This is a genomic window from Pseudomonas syringae (assembly GCF_021606685.1).
GTDB classification, from domain to species: Bacteria; Pseudomonadota; Gammaproteobacteria; order Pseudomonadales; family Pseudomonadaceae; genus Aquipseudomonas; species Aquipseudomonas syringae_R.
Genome location: NZ_WKCB01000011.1, coordinates 1 through 19970 on the forward strand (window position 1 = coordinate 1; position 19970 = coordinate 19970).

Below are 19970 nucleotides of genomic sequence, written 5' to 3' on the forward strand. Positions count from 1 at the left end.
GGGCATTCCTGCCGCGCTTGGTGTCTGGGGGTTGGTGAAGCGGCGCGGCTGAGGGCGCCATCGGGGGCAAGTCGAATCGTCGCACCGCCCCTCCCACACTTGAATGTGTTCACAAATCAAAATGTGGGAGGGAGCTTGCCCCCGATGAGGCCCTGGAAAACACCCACACCCCCTCGCCAGCCATTGCACAACCCTCTAGGCTAGCCGCAGCCTATTCAGAGGAATGCCCATGTCCGCTCCCAGCATGACCTTGTTCCATAACCCCGCTTCACCGTTCGTTCGCAAAGTCCGCGTGCTGCTGATCGAGACCGGTCAGCAGGACCGCGTGGCCCTGCAAAGTTGCATGCCGACCCCGGTCAACCCGGACGCGCAAGTGGTGCAAGGCAACCCTGTGGGCAAGATCCCGGCCCTGCGCCTGGCCGACGGCTCGGTGCTGCACGACAGCCGGGTGATCCTCGATTACTTCGACCACCAACATGTCGGCAACCCGCTGATCCCGCGCGACGGCTCGGCCCGCTGGCGGCGCTTGACCCTCGCGTCAATGGCCGACGGCATCATGGACGCCGCCGTGCTGGTGCGTTACGAGTCGGCCTTGCGCCCCGTGGAAAAACACTGGGCGCCGTGGCTCGATGAGCAGCGCACCAAGATCCGGCGAGCCCTCGCCGCGCTCGAACAGGACGCCATCGCCGAGCTGGCCAGCCACTTCGACATCGCCGCCATCAGTGTGGCCTGCGCCTTGGGTTACCTCGACTTCCGCCACCCGGATATGCAATGGCGCGCAGACAATCCCAAGCTCGCCGCCTGGTACGCCGAGATCAGCCAACGGCCGTCGATGCTGCAGACCCAGCCACCGGTATAACTGACAAAGCGAATCCCCTGTGGCGAGCGGGCTTGCCCGCGTTGGGCTGCGCAGCAGCCCCAGGCCCATATGCCAAGGTGCTTCAGGTAGAACGGTGGTGGCTGGTTTTGGGGCCGCTTCGCGGCCCAACGCGGGCAAGCCCGCTCGCCACAAAAGCTTCGCTCAACACAGGAAATAGTGCGTTGATCTTACCCACCAACTGCGTTCGCACCTGCTGATCCTCGCGCAACCCGATCATTGCTCTGCCTCCACGGCCACCTTGCGCTTGCCCACGCCATACCAGTCCAACTTACGGGTCAGTACCATCACGGTCCCCAACAGGCCGAACAGCAACAGCGAGCCCATCAGCAGCGCGTAATCCTCGGCACTCAACAGCCCGTACAACAAGCCATACAACGCCGCCAACCCCGCCGAAAAGCCCAGGCCGTGGCTAACGCTGCGCAGCACGTGGCACACATAGAAACCGATCAACAACACACAGGCACTTGCCGATATCAGGTAGGCCAGCGCAAAACCCAGGTGCTCGGACAACGACAGCAACAGCAGGTAGAAGAATGCCAAGGCAAAGCCCACCAACGCGTATTGGATCGGGTGCACCGCCAGGTTCTTGAGCACTTCGAAGAGGAAGAAGCCGGCAAACGTCAGGGCGATAAACAGCAGCGCATATTTTATCGCGCGATCGCTCTTGAGGTACTGGTCCACCGGGTCGATGAAGTTCACGCCGAAGCTGCGGTTCTTGAAGCCATCGCAGCCCTGGCCGTCCAGGCAGGTTTGCAGGGCCTGTTCGAGGTTGGTGGAAAAGAAGGTGGTCTGCCAATTGGCGGTGAAGCCGGTATCGGTGACCTCACGCTGTGCCGGCAAAAAATTGCCGATAAAGCTTGGGTGCGGCCAGTTGGAGGCCAGCGACACTTGGCTGGTCTTGCCCACCGGCACCACATGCAGTTGTTCGGTGCCTTGCAGGCGCAGGTCGAAGGCAAAATCCAGCACGTAGGCTTTCTTGCTGTCCTGCTCCGGCAGCGCCACATGCACGCCCTCCCCCAGCCAATCCACCTGGGAGCCCGGCGAGAAGTCGAGGCGCTGGCTGCCCAGTTCAAGGCTCAACGCGTTCTCGATGCCACGGATATCGCTGATGCCCACCGCCAGGAACGCCGGTTCAAAACGGTAATCGGCAAAGTTCTCGGTGATACCCAACTGCGCAGGCAGCTCGAAACGCCCACTGATGCGGTTGTCGGCATGGAACAGCCGCGCCTGGTAGATACCCCGTGCGCGCAGTTCGGTTTGCACCTTGCCGTCGAGTTCAAAATGGTCCGGCAGGAAATACAGACGACCGCGCTCTTCACGGGTTTCCTCGTAGCGTTTGTTGAGCTTTTCATTGAGCTTCCACTCGCGCACGGTCTTGCGGTACGGCACCACCATCACCGGGCCGGTAAGGCGTTGGCTGAAGCTGGAACTGCGGGCGATGTCTTCGAGTACGGCGTCGCGGGTGAACTGACGGTCGGCAATGATGCCGTTGATCATCAGCAACGGAATCAGCAACAGCAGGATCAGCAGCGCAATGGCGCCAAGTTTGAAAAGCAGGCTGCGGTTCATGGGTCTCTCCCTGTTTTGATGGGGGGAGTCTGCGCAGCCCGTATGGGCGATTTATGTGGGCAATGTGGAGACTGTGTGGAGATGCAGCACCACCTGCACGCCGCCCGGCACATTGCCGATCTGCAACGCGCCACCGTGCAGTTTCATCACTTCTTCGACAAAGTTGAGGCCCAGGCCGGTGCTTTTACGCCCATTGGCCGGGCGTGGCAGCGAGTAGAAACGCTCGCTCAGGCGCGGCAGGGCATAGTCCGGGATCGGCGCGGCCTGGTTGAACAGGCTGACCTGCACCTCGTGGTGCCGGGTGTGTGCGCTGAATGTGAGTACGCCGCCGGGCGGGGTGAAATCCAGGGCATTGTCCAGCAGGTTGCCCAGGGCCTGGCGCAACAGGAAGGGTTCGCCGAACACGCTCACCTCGCGGCCAATCGTCTGTTCGACCTGCAAGCCGGCCCCTTCAATGCGCGCGCACTGGGCCTTGAGCACCTCCTCGACCAAGCCCGCCAACGGGATACTGGCCTGCTCTTCGAGGCCCTGGCGTTGCTCCACCTGCGCCAGGTTCAGCAGGCGCTCGATCAACTGCTGCAAGCGCGCGCTTTCGCTGTCGATATTGCCGACGAAGCGCTGCTGCTGCTCGCGGCTCATGTCGCCCTGCAACAGCTCCGCCGCGCCGCGAATCGCCGCCAATGGGCTTTTCAACTCGTGGGTCAGGGTGTGCACGTAATGCTCGACGTAAGCCTTGCCTTCGAGCTGCGTGCGCATGTGCTCCACGGCGCTGGACAACTGCTTGAGCTCACCGCCGCGGTAGTGCGGCAACTCGGCGCGGCGGCCCTCGCTGACCGCTTGTGCATACGCCGTGAGCCGGTGCAGGGCCCGGCTCAGCCACCATGACAACACGGCCCCCAACAACAGGCCCAGCACCACCAACCCGGCGCCATACCAGAGCAGGCGCCGCTCGGTGCGGTCGACGTAGGGTTGCAGCGAACTGTTGGGCTTGGCCACCGTGACCACGCCGATGATCTGGCCGTTATCGCGGATCGGCGCACCCACGTGCATCACCGATGAGGTCGGGTCGTCGGGGTCGCCGCGGCTGGAGCGCGCGCCGTATTCGCCGCGCAGGGTCAGGTACACGTCGTTCCACTTGGAGTAGTCCTGGCCCACGGCCTCGCCGCTGGAGTCGAGCAGCACGGTGCCCTTGGCGTCGGTCACGTAGATACGGTGGTTGACCTGGTTTTTCGGCAGGCCCCAGATGGTCGCGCCCGGCTGGCGATTGCCGTAGGCCTTGAGCAGTTCTGGCCAATGGCTTTGGCCGAGGGTGCTGTTTTTAACGTCCGCGCGCAGGATCTCGGCCAGCAGGTTGGCGGTGTCCACCAGGGTTTCTTCGGTGGACTGACGCACACCGGGGCGGATTTCCTTCATCACGGTGCTGAGCACAAAGTAGCCGGTCAGGCCGATAAACAGCGCATACACCAGGAAAATCCGCAGCCCCAGGCGCATCAGCTGTTGCTCGGGCTGTAGCTGTAGCCGAGGCCGCGGTGGGTCTGGATCGGCTCGGCATCCGCCGCGACACTCCGCAGTTTGCTGCGTAGGCTTTTGATATGGCTGTCGATATTGCGCTCGTAGCCGGCATCGGCCGCCACGCCCACCGCGTCCAGTAACTGCTCGCGGCTGAACACACGCTCGGGTTGCTCCAGCAGGCTTTGCAGCAGGCGGAACTCATGACGCGTGAGGTTCAAGGGCTGGCCGCGATAATTGATCTGCATGCGCTCCAGGTCCACCTGGAACACCGCCGGCGCAGCACCCGGGCCGATGCGTTTAAGGATCGCCCTGACCCGCGCCGTCACCTCGCGTGGGCTGAACGGCTTGACCACGTAGTCGTCGGCGCCGATCTCCAGCCCCACCACCCGGTCGATTTCGCCATCGCGGGCGCTGAGGAACATCACCGGCACTTCGCTGAACCGGCGCAGTTGCTTGCAGGTTTCAAAGCCAGTGATGTCCGGCAAGCCGATATCGAGGATGATCAGGTCGGCCGGGGTCCGGCGCTGATGAGCCAACGCCTCCTGGCCAAGGCTCAACCAAGTGGTGGTAAAACCCTCGCCTTGCAGGGCGAATATCAGCGTGTCGGCTATCGCCGCTTCGTCTTCGACAATCAGGATATGCGCCATGGGGGTCCGTCAGCAGTCCGGTTTGTCGGCAGTGTAGCGACGGGCCGGGTTCACCGCTGCACCGAATTCACGCAGGGCCTTGGCGCCGATCAGTAGCGGGTAGTTGAAGCTGCTGCGGTCGGTGAGGTTGACCTCAACGGTGCGCTTGACGTTGCCCAGGCACATTTCCAGGTCGATCACCGGGCGCTTGGCCACGCTGGCCTCGTCCTTGTCGTCGTCTTCGTCGGCGCGGCTCTTGATCTTGCTGATGCGCGCCACCTTGTGTTCATAGACTTTGTTGCTGGCGTCCTTGCCGCCGAGGCGGAAGCGCACCCAATCGTCGCCGTCACGGGTGAAGGTCTCGATGTCACGGGCCGACAGTGAGGCGGTCAGCGCGCCAGTGTCCATCTTGGCCTTGAAGGTTTCGCCGATTTCCGGCAACTGGATGTATTCATAACGACCGTAAAGGGTCGGTTCGGCGGCCATGACCGGCAGGGCAGCCAGGGCGAGGGAGGCAAGAAGCAGTTTCACGAAGTGATTTCCTCGGAAAGAAGTAGGCGGATTCTAGACCGCAATCGCAGCACTTAGTTAGCGCTCAACCATACCTGGCACATTGTGAAACATTCGTCTGCTGATTTGAGATTTGGCCTCTAGACTCCGCTCTCTTATGATGGCCTGCCCACAAGATTCCAAGAGTTACTTATGCGCCGCCTGCTCACCGGCTGTTTTGTCTCACTGCTGCTGTTGCTCAACACCCTGGTCCTGATCGGCCCGTTGATGGTCTTCGCCCTGCTCAAACTGGTGGCGCCCGGTCGTTATCGGGACTACATGTCGTGGGCGGTGATGTGGATCGCCGAAACCTGGGCCGAGATCGACAAGCTGATTTTCGCGCTGTGCATCCCGACCCAATGGGACATTCGCGGCGGTGGCGACCTGCGCGGGGACACCAGCTACCTGGTGATCAGCAACCACCAATCCTGGGTCGACATCCCGGCGCTGATCCAGGCCCTGAACCGGCGCACGCCGTTCTTCAAATTCTTCCTGAAAAAAGAGCTGATCTGGGTGCCCTTCCTCGGCCTGGCCTGGTGGGCGTTGGATTACCCGTTCATGAAGCGCTACAGCAAGGCGTTCCTGGCCAAACACCCGGAACTCGCGGGGCAGGATCTGAAGATCACCAAGGAGGCCTGCGAGCTGTTCAAGCGCCAACCGGTGACGGTGGTCAATTACCTGGAGGGCACGCGGTTCAGTGCGGCCAAACGCAAGCAGCAGCAGTCGCCGTTTACCCGCCTGCTCAAGCCCAAGGCGGGCGGCGTGGCGTTTGTGCTGGCGGCGATGGGAGAACAGCTGGACGCCGTGCTGGATGTGACCGTGGTCTATCCGCAGCACAAAATTCCGGGGTTCTGGGACTTGATCAGTGGCGCTGTGCCAACCGTGATCATCGATATCCAGACCCGCGAACTGGACCCGGCGTTATGGCAAGGGGATTACGAGAACGATCCGGCGTTTCGCCAGACCGTCCAGAACTGGGTCAACCAGCTCTGGACGGAGAAAGACGCACGCATCGAGCAACTGCGCGCGGAGCGTCTTTAACTGCCGGTGCCCCAGGCCTGGGCCAGCTTGCTCAGCACCGAGCTGTTGGCGCCCTGCCCGCCCAGGTATTGCAGGATTACCGGGGCAAACTGGCCGACCATGCCACTGTCCATGCCCAAGGCGCTGAACGCGGTGTTCAGGTCGTTGGTGTTCTTCACGTTACCCAGCAAACCGTCCAGGCCGCTGGTCTTGCTGCCGCCGGCCTGGCCGAGCATCCCGCTCAAGGCCCCGAGGCTACCCAACGCATTGTTGCCGGACAGTTGGTCGAGGCCCGGCACGCTGCTGCCCAACTGCGAATAGTCATTGCCGCTGAGTTTGTTCTTGGCCAGGCCCAGCATGGCGCCGGTACCACCTACGGCTTGTTCGGGGGTGATGTTCAGTTGCGAGGTCAGCGCACTCAGCAAGCCGGCCGTCTCCGACGACGGTGCGGCAGCAGCGGCCTTGTTGTTGCCACCCTGCATGCCGGAGATGGCATTGGCCGCGTCGCCAAGGCTGAAGCCTGCGGCGAACACCGGGCCGGCTGCCAGGGTCATCAGGCAGGAAAGGGCGAAACCGCGTGAAATCTTCATCGAAACAACCTCTGGGTGTAGGGGTGAAAGCAGGCGTTGGACTGGGTATCCGGCACATTGTTCCGGGTGGGCCGAGGAACCCAATCGGCATACCAGAGTCCATGAAATGACTTCAAGACTTGCCAGGAACAGCCCCATGAGCGCAACCCGCCCCCAAGTGATTGAGCAAAAGCCCCCGTTCTGGAGCCGCCCGCGTGTGTTCATCGGCGTGTGTGTGGCCATCGTCGCCGGCCTCGGTGGTGCGCTCTATACCCAGGACAGCGTCAAGTCTGCCGCCACGCTGGTGACCACCACCCAGCAGCCGGCCGCGCAGGTCATGGCGCACAAGGATTACCTCGAAATCGAACCGATCGCCGCAGCGGCCGCCGAGCCGGATCGCAGCCTGGAGCTGTGGGCCATGCCCGAGGACGGAACGCCGGTTTCCCTGGGCCTGCTGCCGGAGGACGGCAAAGGCATTATCGGACTCAACCCGCGCCAGCAGAAGAGCATCCGCAAGCCGGTGGAATTGATGGTGAGTTCGGAAAACAAGGGTGGGTCGGTGAGCAAGCAGCCCACTGGGCCGACTGTCTACCAAGGCGCCCTCGCCAACCGCTGACACCACAAAACCATGTGGGAGGGGGCTTGCCCCCGATGACGATGTATCAGCCAGAGAATAGCGGGCTGACACTTCGCAATCGGGGGCAAGCCCCCTCCCACCGTTGGATTGCTGTGTGCCTGCGATTCACGCCGCGCTGAAGAGTTTGTGCGGGTCGATCACAAATTTCTTGGGCACACCCGCATCGAACTCGCCGTAGCCACGTGGCGCGTCATCCAGGCTGATCACCTGCACGCCGACGATTTCAGCAATGTTGATACGGTCCCACATGATCGCCTGCATCAGCTGGCGGTTGTACTTCATCACCGGCGTCTGGCCGGTGTGGAAGCTGTGGGATTTGGCCCAGCCCAAACCAAAGCGAATGCTCAGGCTGCCCATTTTCGCGGCGGCATCGACGGCGCCCGGGTCTTCGGTGACGTACAGGCCCGGAATACCGATCTTGCCCGCCACGCGCACCACGCCCATCAGCGAGTTGAGCACCGTGGCCGGCGCTTCTGCCTTGACCCCTTCATGGCCATGCCCACGGGCTTCGAAGCCAACGGCGTCGACGGCGCAGTCCACTTCCGGCTCGCCCAGCAGTGCGGCGATCTGTTCGTGCAACGGGGTGTCCTGGGACAAATCGGCAATTTCAAAACCCTGGGCCTTGGCGTGCGCCAGGCGGATCGGGTTGACGTCGCCGATGATCACCACTGCAGCGCCCAGCAGGCGTGCGGATGCGGCAGCGGCCAGGCCGACCGGGCCGGCACCGGCGATGTACACCGTGCTGCCTGGGCCAACGCCGGCGGTGACGGCGCCGTGGTAGCCGGTCGGCAGAATGTCGGAGAGGCAGGTCAGGTCACGGATCTTCTCCATGGCCTTGTCGCGGTCCGGCAGTTTGAGCAGGTTGAAGTCGGCGTACGGCACCAGCACGTACTCGGCCTGGCCGCCGGTCCAGTCGCCCATGTCGACATAGCCGTAGGCGCCACCGGCACGGGCCGGGTTGACGGTGAGGCACACGCCGGTGTGCTGTTCCTTGCACGAGCGGCAACGGCCGCACGCCACGTTGAAAGGTACCGAAACCAGATCACCGATCTTGAGGTTTTCGACATCGCTGCCCTTCTCGATCACCTCACCGGTAATTTCATGACCGAGCACCAGGCCGGTCTGGGCAGTGGTGCGGCCGCGCACCATGTGTTGGTCGGAGCCGCAGATATTGGTGGAGACCACGCGCAGGATGACGCCGTGCTCAATCTTCCTGCCACGGGGGTCCTGCATTTTGGGATAGTCGATTTTCTGTACTTCGACCTTGCCGTTGCCGAGATACACGACACCACGATTACCAGACATGCTTTCACCTCGCTGTTGTTTTTATGGACCCGCGTTGCCCCTTTGGGTGGGCAGCGCGTTTAAGTGCTCGGGTACAGATGCTGTTTCTTGTGTTGTTTGTTGGGGCCTCATCGGGGGCAAGCCCCCTCCCACAGGAGTACGCATTCCAAATGTGGGAGGGGGCTTGCCCCCGATGGCGTCAGTCAGAGCACCACCGTCCTATTGGCATTGAGAAACACCCGCCGCTCAATGTGATACCCCACCGCCCGGGCCAACGTCAGCCCTTCAATATCACGCCCCTTGGCAATCAAATCCTCGGGATAGTGGCTGTGATCCACCACCTCCACACCCTGGGCGATGATCGGGCCTTCATCCAGGTCGTTGTTGATGTAATGCGCCGTGGCGCCGACCAGTTTCACCCCCTTGTTGTACGCCTGGTGATACGGCTTGGCGCCCTTGAACCCCGGCAACAACGAGTGGTGAATGTTGATCGCCTTGCCATCCAGCTTGCGGCACAGCTCCGGCGACAGCACTTGCATGTAACGCGCAAGGATCACCAGTTCCGCGCCGGTTTCTTCAATCACCTGCCACACCTGACGCTCCTGGGACGGTTTGTCGTTGGGGTCGAGGGGGAAATGGTAGTAGGGAATCTGGTGCCAGTCGGCCAACGGTTTCAAATCAGGGTGGTTGGACACCACCGCCACCACGTCCATCGACAGTTGGCCGATGCGCTGGCGGTACAGCAGGTCGTTCAGACAGTGATCGGCCTTGGAGACCATGATCACCACTTTTGGCCGGTAGTTCGGCGCCGTCAGCTCGAAGATCATGCCAAAGGCTTCGCCGCGCGTGGCCAGGCCATCGCGAAAAGCCTGCTCATCGAAGCCGTCGGGCTGACGAAATTCGACACGAATAAAAAAACGCCCCGAGAGGCGGTCATCGAACGAATGGTGCTCGGTGACGTAGCAACCCTGCTCGAACAGGTAGCGGGTGACCGCGTCCACCGTGCCGAGCACGCTGGGGCAGTCGGCGGTCAAAATCCATGTATCGGGTGCGCGGCTCATAATCGAATCCTCATGCCTGTGTGGCGAGGGGGCTTGCCCCCGTTGGGCTGCGAAGCAGCCCTGAAATCAGCCAAGCGGGTCTTTCATTGGGACCGCTGCGCGGTCCAACGGGGGCAAGCCCCCTCGCCACAACGGCCCTCTGGTCACAAATGCGCGGTCAGGCTTGAACGCTTAGGCCGAATTCGGCCGAGGCATCCTGCAGCCACAACCACCAGTAATCCGAGAAGCTGCGACGGATCACCAGTTCCCAGGTGTCTTCAGCCGTGTGGCGGATCACCAGTTGCGACTTGGCGAACACCGTGCCCACCGCCTTGCCCACCGGGAAGGTGTTGGGGTGCACGTCGTAGCTGGTGGACTTCATCAGCACGTCGCGCACGTTCGGGCCGCTGAGTTCGAGGATCTGCTGGCCGCCGCTGACGTTGACGATCTGGATATGCAGGTCGCCCAGGGCAGCCCGCAGGTTTTGTTCGGCGGCAAATTCTTCACCACTTGGCACGATCAGCAGCCACTCATCCGGCCCGAGCCATTGCAGGCTGGTTTCGCCCTTGACGATGACCTGCAGGGCGCCAGGCAGCTCGATGCCGAGGGCCTTGTGCACGCCGGCGGCGAACGCTGCATCGTGGCCATCGCCACGAAGGGTCAGGTGGCCGAGGAGTTTCTTTTCACGCACGGTTACGCCGGCGTTCTTGCGGCCCTTGCCGACCAGGCTGGCGAGGTCGGCATGGTGCAGCGACGACTCGGCCTTGGCGCCGGTGGTGGGGCGTTGTTGGTAAACGTTGGCTGCTGTCATAAAGCACCTGTTCTGAATTCTGTGGTGACTGTTCTGGCCTCATCGGGGGCAAGCCCCCTCCCACCTTTGAATGTATTCACACATCAAAATGTGGGAGGGGCTTGCTCCCAATGGCCGCGCCGCGGTCTATCAGATGTTCTGCCGATCACCCTTAGGATCAAAGAACACCGAAGACACAATCTCCGCCTCGATCACGCTGCCATCCGCTTGCGGCGAGAACACCCGCTCACCGATGCGCTTCAAGCCGCCCTTCACCACCGCCAGTGCGAACGAATAACCCAGCGAGTTATGCGCGTAGCTTGAGGTGACGTGGCCGACCATCTTCATCGGGATCGACTGCTTGGCGTCGAACACCAGCTGCGCGCCTTCCGGCAGCCATACAGTCGGATCAATCGGCTTCAAGCCCACCAGCTGCTTACGCTCTTCACGCACGCAGTCTTCACGGTTCATGCCACGCCAGCCGATCCACGAGAACGGCTTGGTACGGCCCACACACCAGCCCATGTTCAGGTCGTCCGGGGTCATCGAGCCGTCGGTGTCCTGGCCGACGATGATGAAGCCCTTCTCGGCCCGCAGTACGTGCATGGTTTCGGTGCCGTACGGGGTCAGGTTGTATTTTTTGCCGGCCTCGACGATTTGCTCCAGCACGCCCATGGCGTAGTCGGCCTGCACGTTGACTTCGTACGACAGCTCGCCGGTAAACGAGATACGGAACACCCGCGCCGGTACGCCGCCGACCAGGCCTTCTTTCCAGGTCATGAACGGGAAGCCGTCCTTGTCCAGGTCGATGTCGGTGACTTCGCTCAACAGCTTGCGGCTGTTGGGGCCGGACAGGGTCATGGTCGCCCAGTGGTCGGTGACCGAGGTGAAGTACACCTTGAGGTCTGGCCATTCGGTCTGTTGGTAGATTTCCAGCCACTGCAGCACACGGGCGGCACCGCCGGTGGTGGTGGTCATCAGGAAGTGGTTGTCGGCGAGGCAGGCAGTGACGCCGTCGTCGAAGACCATGCCGTCTTCCTTGCACATCAGGCCGTAGCGCGCCTTGCCCACGTCGAGCTTGGTCCAGGCGTTGCTGTAGATGCGGTTGAGGAACTCACGCGCGTCCGGGCCCTGGATGTCGATCTTGCCGAGGGTGGACGCATCGAGCAGGCCGACGCTGTCGCGCACGGCCAGGCATTCGCGTTTCACCGCGGCGTGCAGGTCTTCGCCGTTGCGCGGGAAGTACCAGGGCCGTTTCCACTGGCCGACGTCTTCAAACTCGGCGCCGTTTTTCACGTGCCAGGCGTGCAGCGCGGTGTAGCGCACCGGCTCGAAAATGTGCCCACAGTGGCGCCCCGCCACGGCGCCGAAGGTGACCGGCGTGTAGTTGGGGCGGAACATGGTGGTGCCCATCTGCGGGATGGTCACGTTCAGCGAGCGCGCGGCGATGGCCAGGCCGTTGACGTTACCCAGCTTGCCCTGGTCGGTGCCGAAGCCCAGCGCGGTGTAGCGTTTGACGTGTTCGACCGACTCGAAACCTTCACGGGTCGCCAGTTCGATGGCGGCGGCGGTCACGTCGTTTTGCAGGTCGACAAATTGCTTGGGCGCCCGTGCAGTAGGCTTATCGTGCGGCACTTGGTACACCGCGAGCGTCGGCTCTTCCAGCCGGCTCAAGGCTTTTGGCAACGTACCTTCCACCGGCGCGAAACCGGCTTCACTGGCTGCGCGCACGCCGCCTTCAAAACCATCTGCCAGGGAATCGCCGAGACCATAGACGCCATTGATGCCACCGACGCACACGCGTTTCTGCGGCGCTTCACCGGGTACAAACCCGAGGATGTCTTCACGCCAGGTCGGCTTGCCGCCCAAGTGCGAGGCCAGGTGGACCACCGGGCTGTAGCCGCCGGAGCTGGCCACCAGGTCGCATTCCAGCCACTCGCCTGGGCTGGTGACTTTGTGCGCGTTCACATCGATCGCGGCCACGCGGGCAGCGGTGACGTGCTTGCTGCCACGCGCTTCGATCACGGCGCTGCCGGTGAGGATGCGAATGCCTTTGGCGCGCGCTTCTTCCACCAGCGCGCCGCGTGGGTTGTGGCGCACATCGGCCACGGCGACCACTTGCAGGCCCGCATCCAGCCAGTCCAGTGCAACGCGGTAGGCGTGGTCGTTGTTGGTCGACAGCACCAGTTTTTTGCCCGGTGCCACGCCGTAGCGGCGCACGTAGGTGGAGACGGCACCGGCCAGCATGTTGCCCGGCACGTCGTTGTTGCCGTACACCAGCGGGCGCTCGCACGCACCGGTCGCAAGCACCACACGCTTGGCGCGCACCCGGTGGATGCGCTGGCGCACTACGCCAATCGGCGCGCGGTCACCGAGGTGGTCGGTGAGGCGTTCGTGAATGGTCAGGAAGTTATGGTCGTGGTAGCCGTTGACGGTGGCGCGGGGCAGCAGCACCACGTCCGGCAAGGTCTTGAGTTCTGCGATCACGCTGGCGACCCATTCCGCCGCGGGCTTGCCGTCGAGGCTTTCGCGCGAATCCAGCAAGGACCCGCCGAACTCTTCCTGCTCATCGGCGAGGATCACGCGGGCACCGCTGCGTGCAGCCGCCAGTGCAGCGGCCAGGCCGGCAGGGCCTGCGCCCACCACCAGCACGTCGCAGTGACGGTTGAAGTTGTCGTAGGTGTCCGGATCGTTCTCGGTCGGCGAGCGGCCCAGGCCAGCCGCCTTGCGGATGTACTTCTCGTACGTCATCCAGAACGACTGCGGATACATGAAGGTTTTGTAGTAGAAGCCCGGCGGCATCAGCTTGCCGCCGACCTTGCCGAGGATGCCCATCACGTCGTTGTTGACGTTCGGCCAGCCGTTGGTGCTGGTGGCGACCAAGCCTTGGTACAGCGCTTGTTGCGTGGCGCGCACGTTGGGGATTTGCGTGGCTTCGGTGGCGCCGATCTGCAGCACCGCGTTCGGCTCTTCGGCGCCGGCAGCAAAGATGCCGCGAGGGCGCGAATACTTGAAGCTGCGACCGATGATGTCGACGCCATTGGCCAGCAAGGCCGCGGCCAGGGTGTCGCCTTCAAAGCCCTTGTAGCTCTGGCCGTTGAAGGTAAACGTGAGGACTTTATTACGGTCGATGCGGCCACCGTTGGACAGGCGATTGGTCTGGCTCATACCTTCTCTCCAGCAGCCTTGGCGGTGAATTGCGGCTTGGTGCCGATCTTGTAGGTTTCAAGAATTTCGTAGGTCAGGGTGTCGCGGGTCGCGTTGAAGTACTGGCGGCAACCGGCGGCGTGAATCCACAACTCGTGGTGCAGGCCGCGCGGGTTGTCGCGGAAGAACATGTAGTCGCCCCACTCCTCATCGGTGCAGGCGTTCGGGTCCAGCGGGCGCGGGATGTGCGCTTGGCCGGACGCGTGGAATTCCTCTTCGGAGCGCAGTTCGCCACAGTGAGGACAGAAGATATGCAACATAGGGAATTTCTCCTGTTAGTGGGCGACGGCCGCAGCGCCGTGTTCGTCGATCAATGCACCGTTGTGGAAACGGTCGATGGAAAAAGGTGCGGCCAACGGGTGCATTTCACCCTTGGCCAGGCTGGCGGCAAACACGTTGCCTGAGCCCGGCGTGGCCTTGAAGCCACCGGTGCCCCAACCGCAGTTGAAGAACATGTTCGGTACCGGGGTCTTGGAGATGATCGGGCACGCATCCGGCGTGGTGTCGACGATGCCGCCCCACTGACGGTTCATGCGTACGCGCGACAGCACCGGGAACATCTCGACGATGGCCTGGATCGTGTGTTCGATCACCGGGTACGAGCCGCGCTGGCCGTAGCCGTTGTAGCCGTCGATACCGGCGCCGATCACCAGGTCGCCCTTGTCGGACTGGCTGATGTAACCGTGCACGGCGTTGGACATGATCACGCTGTCGATAATCGGCTTGATCGGCTCCGACACCAACGCTTGCAGCGGGTGGGATTCAATCGGCAGGCGGAACCCGGCGAGCGAAGCCATGTGCCCGGAGTTACCGGCGGTCACCACACCGACGCGCTTGGCGCCGATAAAGCCCTTGTTGGTTTCCACGCCGATGCACACGCCGTTTTCCTTGCGAAAGCCGATCACTTCGGTCTGCTGGATCAGGTCCACGCCGAGGGCGTCGGCGGCACGCGCAAAGCCCCAGGCCACAGCGTCGTGACGGGCCACGCCGCCGCGCCGTTGCACGGTGGCGCCGAGCACTGGGTAGCGGGTGTTTTTCGAGCAATCGAGGTACGGAATTTCGTCGGCCACTTGCTTGGCATTCAGCAGTTCGCCGTCCACACCGTTGAGGCGGTTGGCGCTGACGCGGCGCTCGGAATCCCGGATGTCCTGCAGGGTGTGGCACAGGTTGTAGACGCCACGCTGGGAGAACATCACGTTGTAGTTGAGGTCCTGGGACAGGCCTTCCCACAGTTTCATCGCGTGCTCGTACAGGTGCGCCGACTCGTCCCACAGGTAGTTGGAGCGCACGATGGTGGTATTACGCGCGGTGTTACCGCCGCCCAGCCAGCCTTTCTCGACCACGGCCACGTTGGTGATGCCGTGCTCCTTGGCCAGGTAGTAAGCGGTCGCCAGACCATGCCCGCCGCCGCCGACGATGACCACGTCGTAGACCTTTTTGGGGGTCGGCGTGCGCCACATCTTCTGCCAGTTTTCGTGGTGGCTGAGGGAGTGCTTGAAGAGGCCGAAGCCCGAGTAGCGTTGCATAGTCATTACTCCAAAACCGCGCTCAGCGATAAACCGGGAAATCAGCGCACAGGGCAGACACGTGCTTGGCCACGTTGGCCTCGACATCGGCGTCGCCGAGGTTGTCGAGGATGTCGCAGATCCAGCCCGCCAGTTCGATGCACTGCGCCACTTTGAAACCGCGCGTGGTCACCGCCGGGGTGCCAATGCGCAGGCCCGAGGTCACGAAGGGCGACTGCGGGTCATTCGGCACGGCGTTCTTGTTGACGGTGATGTGGGCACGGCCGAGAGCAGCGTCCGCCTCTTTGCCGGTGAGGCCCTGACGGATCAGGCTGACCAGGAACAGGTGGTTATCGGTGCCGCCGGACACCACGTCGTAGCCGCGTTTGATGAACACGCTGGCCATGGCCTGGGCGTTGTCGATCACTTGTTGCTGGTAGACCTTGAAGCCGGGCTCGGCCGCTTCCTTGAAGCACACGGCCTTGCCGGCGATCACGTGCATCAGCGGGCCGCCCTGGGCGCCGGGAAATACCGCGGCATTCAGTTTCTTCTCGATCTCTTCGTTGGCCTTGGCCAGGATCAAGCCGCCACGCGGGCCGCGCAGGGTCTTGTGGGTCGTAGTGGTGACCACGTCGGCGTACGGCAGCGGGTTCGGGTACAGGCCGGCAGCAACCAGGCCGGCGACGTGGGCCATGTCGACGAACAGCAGCGCACCGACCTTGTCGGCGATCGCACGGAAACGTGGGAAATCCAGGGTCTTGGAGTAGGCAGAAAAACCGGCCACGACCATTTTCGGCTTGTGCTCCACGGCCAGGCGCTCGACTTCGTCGTAGTCGATCAGGCCGGTGTCGGTGTTGATGCCGTACTGCACGGCGTTGTACAGCTTGCCCGAGGACGACACTTTGGCGCCGTGGGTCAGGTGGCCGCCGTGAGCCAGGCTCATGCCCAGAATGGTGTCACCGGCGTTCAGCAGCGCCAGGTACACCGCGCTGTTGGCGGAGGAGCCGGAGTGCGGCTGCACGTTGGCGTAATCGGCACCGAACAGTTGTTTGGCGCGCTCGATGGCCAGGGCTTCGACCTTGTCCACATGCTCGCAGCCGCCGTAGTAGCGCTTGCCTGGGTAGCCTTCGGCGTATTTGTTGGTGAGGCCGCTGCCCTGGGCTTCCATCACGCGTTTGCTGGTGTAGTTCTCTGACGCGATCAGCTCGATATGATCTTCCTGACGCTGCTCTTCGGCATTCATCGCCGCCAGCAGTGCGTCGTCATATCCCTGGATCTGGTCTTTTTTGCTGAACATCGCGTCTCTCCCAGCCTTTCGTATTGTTAAGGCCCGTGCAGAGCCCTTTGATGCGATGGTAGGGCTGGCGCCAGCAGGTCAAATGCCTACGGACGCCACGCAAAGGTGCGTTTACGACATTGCCGAAATAACACCGAACAAATGTGGGAGGGGGCTTGCCCCCGATGACAGTGGATCAGCTTGCAGATGCAGTGGCTGACACTCTGCTATCGGGGGCAAGCCCCCTCCCACAGGGGTTAGGCGATGACCTGACGGACCAATAGCAGCAGGAGGAAGTGCAGTGGATAAAGGGCATAAGCCCAGCGGCGCATAGCGGGCGGCCTGGTATTTTTCGCCTGTCGCAATAAGACCAATCCCGCCAATGGCGCAATCAGGCAGGCAGCCAATCCCATCAGCGCCACCGGCGTGCCGCTACTGAGCAAAATCTGCCATTGGTTGGCGGCCACACACACCAAGCCCGGCAACACGCTGAAATACCATGGGCGGCTGAATACCAGCAGCAGCGCCAGCGGCAGCAATACACCGAAAAACCCGAACATCAGCTGAGCGGAAAACACTGCGCCCAATGCGAGGGCAATCACCGCCAATCCTCGATCAAACAGCGCCTTCTGCTGCCATCCTCTGGCAATCAACAACCCAAGCGCCAAGGTCGGCAACACGTTCAACGTATCGGCATCGTCGATAAACAGCCGGTACGGCACTTCGCTGATCACACTGAACAGCAGCAGCCAGCCGAGGTAGCGCCATTGGCCGGTCACGGGCGCATTCCGGACGCGGTGCAGGTTCGCCGCAATCGCCAGGCAAAACCACGGGAACGCCAGGCGCCCCGGCACGTACAGGCCGTCCAGGCTCAAACCGACATAACGCAAGTGGTCCAGCACCATGCTCAGCAGCGCCAGCCACTTGAGCAAATCCAGGGCGCCATCGCGGACGCGTCCGACAGGCATCGTTTCAGTACCGTGCATAATTCCCCAGTGACTTTGCATTTACAGTGCGTGCGCACCCGCGACAATCTTGGTTACAGTGCGCACCAACATCGACCACAGGAATGGGCCATGACCGACAAGAGCCAACAATTCGCCAGTGACAACTATTCCGGCATCTGCCCGGAAGCCTGGGCCGCCATGGAACAAGCCAACCAGGGCCATCAGCGCGCCTACGGCGATGATGAATGGACCCACCGCGCCGCCGACGGTTTCCGCAACCTGTTCGAAACCGACTGCGAAGTGTTCTTCGCCTTCAACGGTACGGCCGCCAACTCCCTGGCGCTGTCCTCTTTGTGCCAGAGCTACCATAGCGTGATTTGCTCGGAAACCGCCCACGTCGAAACCGACGAATGCGGCGCGCCGGAGTTTTTCTCCAACGGCTCCAAGCTGCTCACCGCGCGCACTGAAAACGGCAAGCTGACCCCGGAGTCGATCCGCGAGATCGCCCTCAAGCGCCAGGATATCCATTACCCAAAACCGCGCGTGGTTACCCTCACCCAGGCCACCGAAGTCGGCAGCGTGTACACCCCGGAAGAAATCCGCGCGATCAGCGCGACCTGCAAGGAGCTGGGCCTGAACCTGCACATGGACGGCGCGCGCTTCTCCAACGCCTGCGCGTTCCTCGGTTGCTCGCCGGCCGACCTGACCTGGAAAGCCGGCGTGGACGTGCTGTGTTTTGGCGGCACGAAAAACGGCATGGCGGTGGGTGAGGCGATCCTGTTCTTCAACCACAAACTGGCTGAAGACTTCGACTACCGCTGCAAACAGGCCGGCCAATTGGCCTCGAAAATGCGTTTCCTCTCCGCGCCCTGGGTGGGCCTGCTGGAAAACGACGCCTGGCTCAAACACGCCCGCCACGCCAACCACTGCGCGCAGTTGCTGAGCAGCCTGGTGGCGGATATTCCCGGCGTGGAATTGATGTTCCCGGTACAGGCCAATGGCGTGTTCCTGCAGCTCTCGGAAGCCGCCATCGAAGCGTTGACGGCCAAGGGCTGGCGTTTCTACACCTTCATCGGCAAAGGCGGCGCGCGCTTCATGTGTGCGTGGGACACCGAGGAAGAGCGCGTGCGCGAATTGGCGGCAGACATCCGGGAAGTGATGGGCGCCTGAATTCAGCACTGAACAAAATGTGGGAGGGGGCTTGCTCCCGATAGCGGTCTTTCAGTCACTGCATCAGTGACTGTTCCACTGCCATCGGGAGCAAGCCCCCTCCCACATTTGACCGTGCCCGCTTGAGCGGTTTCGCCGATCAGAACTCGATGCGCACGTCGCCTTTCGGCACGCTGCAGCACGACAGGATGTAACCCTCAGCTTCGTCTTCCTCGGTAATCCCGCCGTTGTGGTCCATCTCGACCTCCCCGCCCAGTTTCATCACCTTGCACGTTCCGCAAATGCCCATGCCGCAGGCCTTGGGGATCAACAGCCCAAGCTTGGCCGCGGCGGCATGCACGGTTTCGCCCGGCGCCACGCGGATGCTTTTGCCCGAGGCGATAAATTCCACCTGATGCAGGTCCGCCAGGTCGATTTCCGGCGCGTCGGCGGCTTGCTCGGCTTGCTCCACCGCATCGGCGCGGGCTTCCGGCGGCGTGGCGCCAAAGGATTCTTCGTGATAACGCGCCATGTCGAAACCGGCGACTTCCAGCAGGCGCTTGACCGCGTTCATGTAGGGCGTAGGGCCGCAGCAGAAGACTTCGCGTTCCAGGAAATCCGGCACCATCAACTCAAGCATCTTGTGGTTCAGGTAGCCGCGATACCCGGCCCAGGGCTCGCCCAGGCCGTGCTTCTCGCAAATCAGGTGCAGGCTGAAGTTGTCGATCCGCGACGCCATGTGCTCCAGCTCGCGGTGGTAGATGATGTCCTTGGGCGAGCGGGCGCTGTGGATAAACGTCATGTCGACATTTGCGTTGGTGTCGTAGAACCAGCGCGCCATGGACATCACCGGCGTGATCCCGACCCCGCCGCTGAGGTACAGCACTTTGGGGCTTGGAAAGTCGATGGCATTGAACAGCCCGACCGGCCCGTGCACCGCCAGCTCCTGCCCCTCGTGCAGCGTGTCGTGGAGCCAATTGGAAACCTTGCCGCCGGGCACGCGCTTGATCGTCACCGAGAAGCTGTAAGGCACCGACGGCGAGCTGGAAATCGTGTAGGAACGCATGATCGGCTGGCCGTCGATTTCCAGCTCCAGGGTGACGAACTGCCCCGGCTTGAAAAAGAACAGGATCGGCTGGTCGGCCATGAAGCAGAAGGTGCGCACGTCCCAGGTTTCCTGGATGACTTTGACGCAACGGACGATGTGCCGACCATTGGCCCAGGTCTGGGTGGTTACCGGGTTCAGGAAGCTGTTGGACATGCTGATTCTCCACTGCCGATGTTCGGCTTTATGGTGGCGATTCTGCGTAACGCCGGAACCGCCCATTTACCTATCTGCGACATTCACATACTTATCGCGACCAGCCCCCATACCACGGGGGTTGCGCGTCGGGATCAGAGTGGGCCATG

General features: G+C 62.4%; 18 protein-coding genes. 4 read left to right on the forward strand and 14 right to left on the reverse strand.

The features are described from left to right. The first annotated feature begins 229 nt into the window (after window positions 1–229). Window positions 230–859: a glutathione S-transferase family protein gene (locus tag GIW02_RS06735; RefSeq protein ID WP_236420069.1), complete on the forward strand. Its 630-nt coding sequence runs from the start codon at window positions 230–232 to the stop codon at window positions 857–859. 234 nt (window positions 860–1093) lie between these two features. On the opposite strand, the gene creD is transcribed toward GIW02_RS06735, so the two are convergent. The 4 genes from creD to rloA2 are packed head-to-tail and all read right to left on the reverse strand — an operon-like array spanning window position 1094 to window position 5118. Further along, entirely contained in the window at window positions 1094–2449 is a 1356-nt protein-coding gene (creD, locus tag GIW02_RS06740) for a cell envelope integrity protein CreD (RefSeq protein WP_236415003.1), read from the reverse strand. 51 nt (window positions 2450–2500) lie between these two features. Continuing rightward, complete coding sequence (gene creC, locus GIW02_RS06745; protein ID WP_236415005.1) at window positions 2501–3940, reverse strand: two-component system sensor histidine kinase CreC; 1440 nt, start codon at window positions 3938–3940, stop codon at window positions 2501–2503. After that, window positions 3940–4608, reverse strand: coding sequence for a two-component system response regulator CreB (creB, locus tag GIW02_RS06750; RefSeq protein WP_236415007.1), 669 nt, complete (start codon window positions 4606–4608; stop codon window positions 3940–3942). Before creB ends, creC begins: the two co-directional genes overlap by 1 nt. Before the next feature lie 9 nt (window positions 4609–4617). After that, window positions 4618–5118, reverse strand: coding sequence for a retropepsin-like aspartic peptidase RloA2 (gene rloA2, locus GIW02_RS06755; protein ID WP_236415009.1), 501 nt, complete (start codon window positions 5116–5118; stop codon window positions 4618–4620). A 171-nt stretch (window positions 5119–5289) separates the two neighbouring features. On the opposite strand from rloA2, the gene GIW02_RS06760 reads away from it, so the two are divergent. Next, window positions 5290–6177, forward strand: coding sequence for an acyltransferase (locus GIW02_RS06760; RefSeq protein ID WP_236415011.1), 888 nt, complete (start codon window positions 5290–5292; stop codon window positions 6175–6177). Here GIW02_RS06760 and GIW02_RS06765 read toward each other — a convergent pair. Continuing rightward, window positions 6174–6746: a DUF2780 domain-containing protein gene (locus GIW02_RS06765; protein WP_236415013.1), complete on the reverse strand. Its 573-nt coding sequence runs from the start codon at window positions 6744–6746 to the stop codon at window positions 6174–6176. The genes GIW02_RS06760 and GIW02_RS06765 overlap by 4 nt on opposite strands. A gap of 136 nt (window positions 6747–6882) precedes the next feature. Between GIW02_RS06765 and GIW02_RS06770 the strand changes: the two genes are divergently transcribed. Further along, on the forward strand, window positions 6883–7341 hold the full coding sequence (locus GIW02_RS06770; protein ID WP_236415015.1) for an anti-sigma factor domain-containing protein: 459 nt from the start codon (window positions 6883–6885) through the stop codon (window positions 7339–7341). Window positions 7342–7467: 126 nt separating this feature from the next. Here GIW02_RS06770 and fdhA read toward each other — a convergent pair whose 3' ends face one another. From fdhA to GIW02_RS06810, 8 genes are all read right to left on the reverse strand, one after another. Beyond that, window positions 7468–8667 carry a formaldehyde dehydrogenase, glutathione-independent gene (gene fdhA, locus GIW02_RS06775; RefSeq protein WP_025858777.1) on the reverse strand — a complete coding sequence of 400 codons (1200 nt, stop codon included), beginning with the start codon at window positions 8665–8667 and terminating at the stop codon, window positions 7468–7470. Between the two features lie 182 nt (window positions 8668–8849). After that, complete coding sequence (gene purU / locus GIW02_RS06780; protein ID WP_032883972.1) at window positions 8850–9707, reverse strand: formyltetrahydrofolate deformylase; 858 nt, start codon at window positions 9705–9707, stop codon at window positions 8850–8852. A 157-nt stretch (window positions 9708–9864) separates the two neighbouring features. After that, on the reverse strand, window positions 9865–10497 hold the full coding sequence (locus GIW02_RS06785) for a sarcosine oxidase subunit gamma (protein WP_236415026.1): 633 nt from the start codon (window positions 10495–10497) through the stop codon (window positions 9865–9867). 129 nt (window positions 10498–10626) lie between these two features. Then, the gene (locus GIW02_RS06790; RefSeq protein ID WP_236415028.1) at window positions 10627–13644 is read right to left on the reverse strand and encodes a sarcosine oxidase subunit alpha; all 3018 of its coding nucleotides are present in this window, start codon (window positions 13642–13644) and stop codon (window positions 10627–10629) included. Then, entirely contained in the window at window positions 13641–13943 is a 303-nt protein-coding gene (locus GIW02_RS06795) for a sarcosine oxidase subunit delta (RefSeq protein WP_015886243.1), read from the reverse strand. The genes GIW02_RS06790 and GIW02_RS06795 overlap by 4 nt, the downstream gene beginning before the upstream one ends. Before the next feature lie 15 nt (window positions 13944–13958). After that, complete coding sequence (locus GIW02_RS06800) at window positions 13959–15209, reverse strand: sarcosine oxidase subunit beta (RefSeq protein WP_010207084.1); 1251 nt, start codon at window positions 15207–15209, stop codon at window positions 13959–13961. A gap of 22 nt (window positions 15210–15231) precedes the next feature. Beyond that, a complete protein-coding gene (glyA, locus tag GIW02_RS06805; protein ID WP_236415030.1) occupies window positions 15232–16485 on the reverse strand; it encodes a serine hydroxymethyltransferase in 1254 nt (417 codons plus the stop codon). A 236-nt stretch (window positions 16486–16721) separates the two neighbouring features. Beyond that, a complete protein-coding gene (locus tag GIW02_RS06810; RefSeq protein WP_236415031.1) occupies window positions 16722–17450 on the reverse strand; it encodes a TraX family protein in 729 nt (242 codons plus the stop codon). 90 nt (window positions 17451–17540) lie between these two features. On the opposite strand from GIW02_RS06810, the gene GIW02_RS06815 reads away from it, so the two are divergent. Continuing rightward, a complete protein-coding gene (locus tag GIW02_RS06815; RefSeq protein ID WP_236415033.1) occupies window positions 17541–18581 on the forward strand; it encodes a threonine aldolase family protein in 1041 nt (346 codons plus the stop codon). A 139-nt stretch (window positions 18582–18720) separates the two neighbouring features. On the opposite strand, the gene gbcB is transcribed toward GIW02_RS06815, so the two are convergent. Then, window positions 18721–19821 (reverse strand): glycine-betaine demethylase subunit GbcB, encoded by a 1101-nt coding sequence (gbcB, locus tag GIW02_RS06820; RefSeq protein ID WP_236415035.1) that lies wholly within the window; start codon window positions 19819–19821, stop codon window positions 18721–18723. Window positions 19822–19970: the final 149 nt, after the last annotated feature.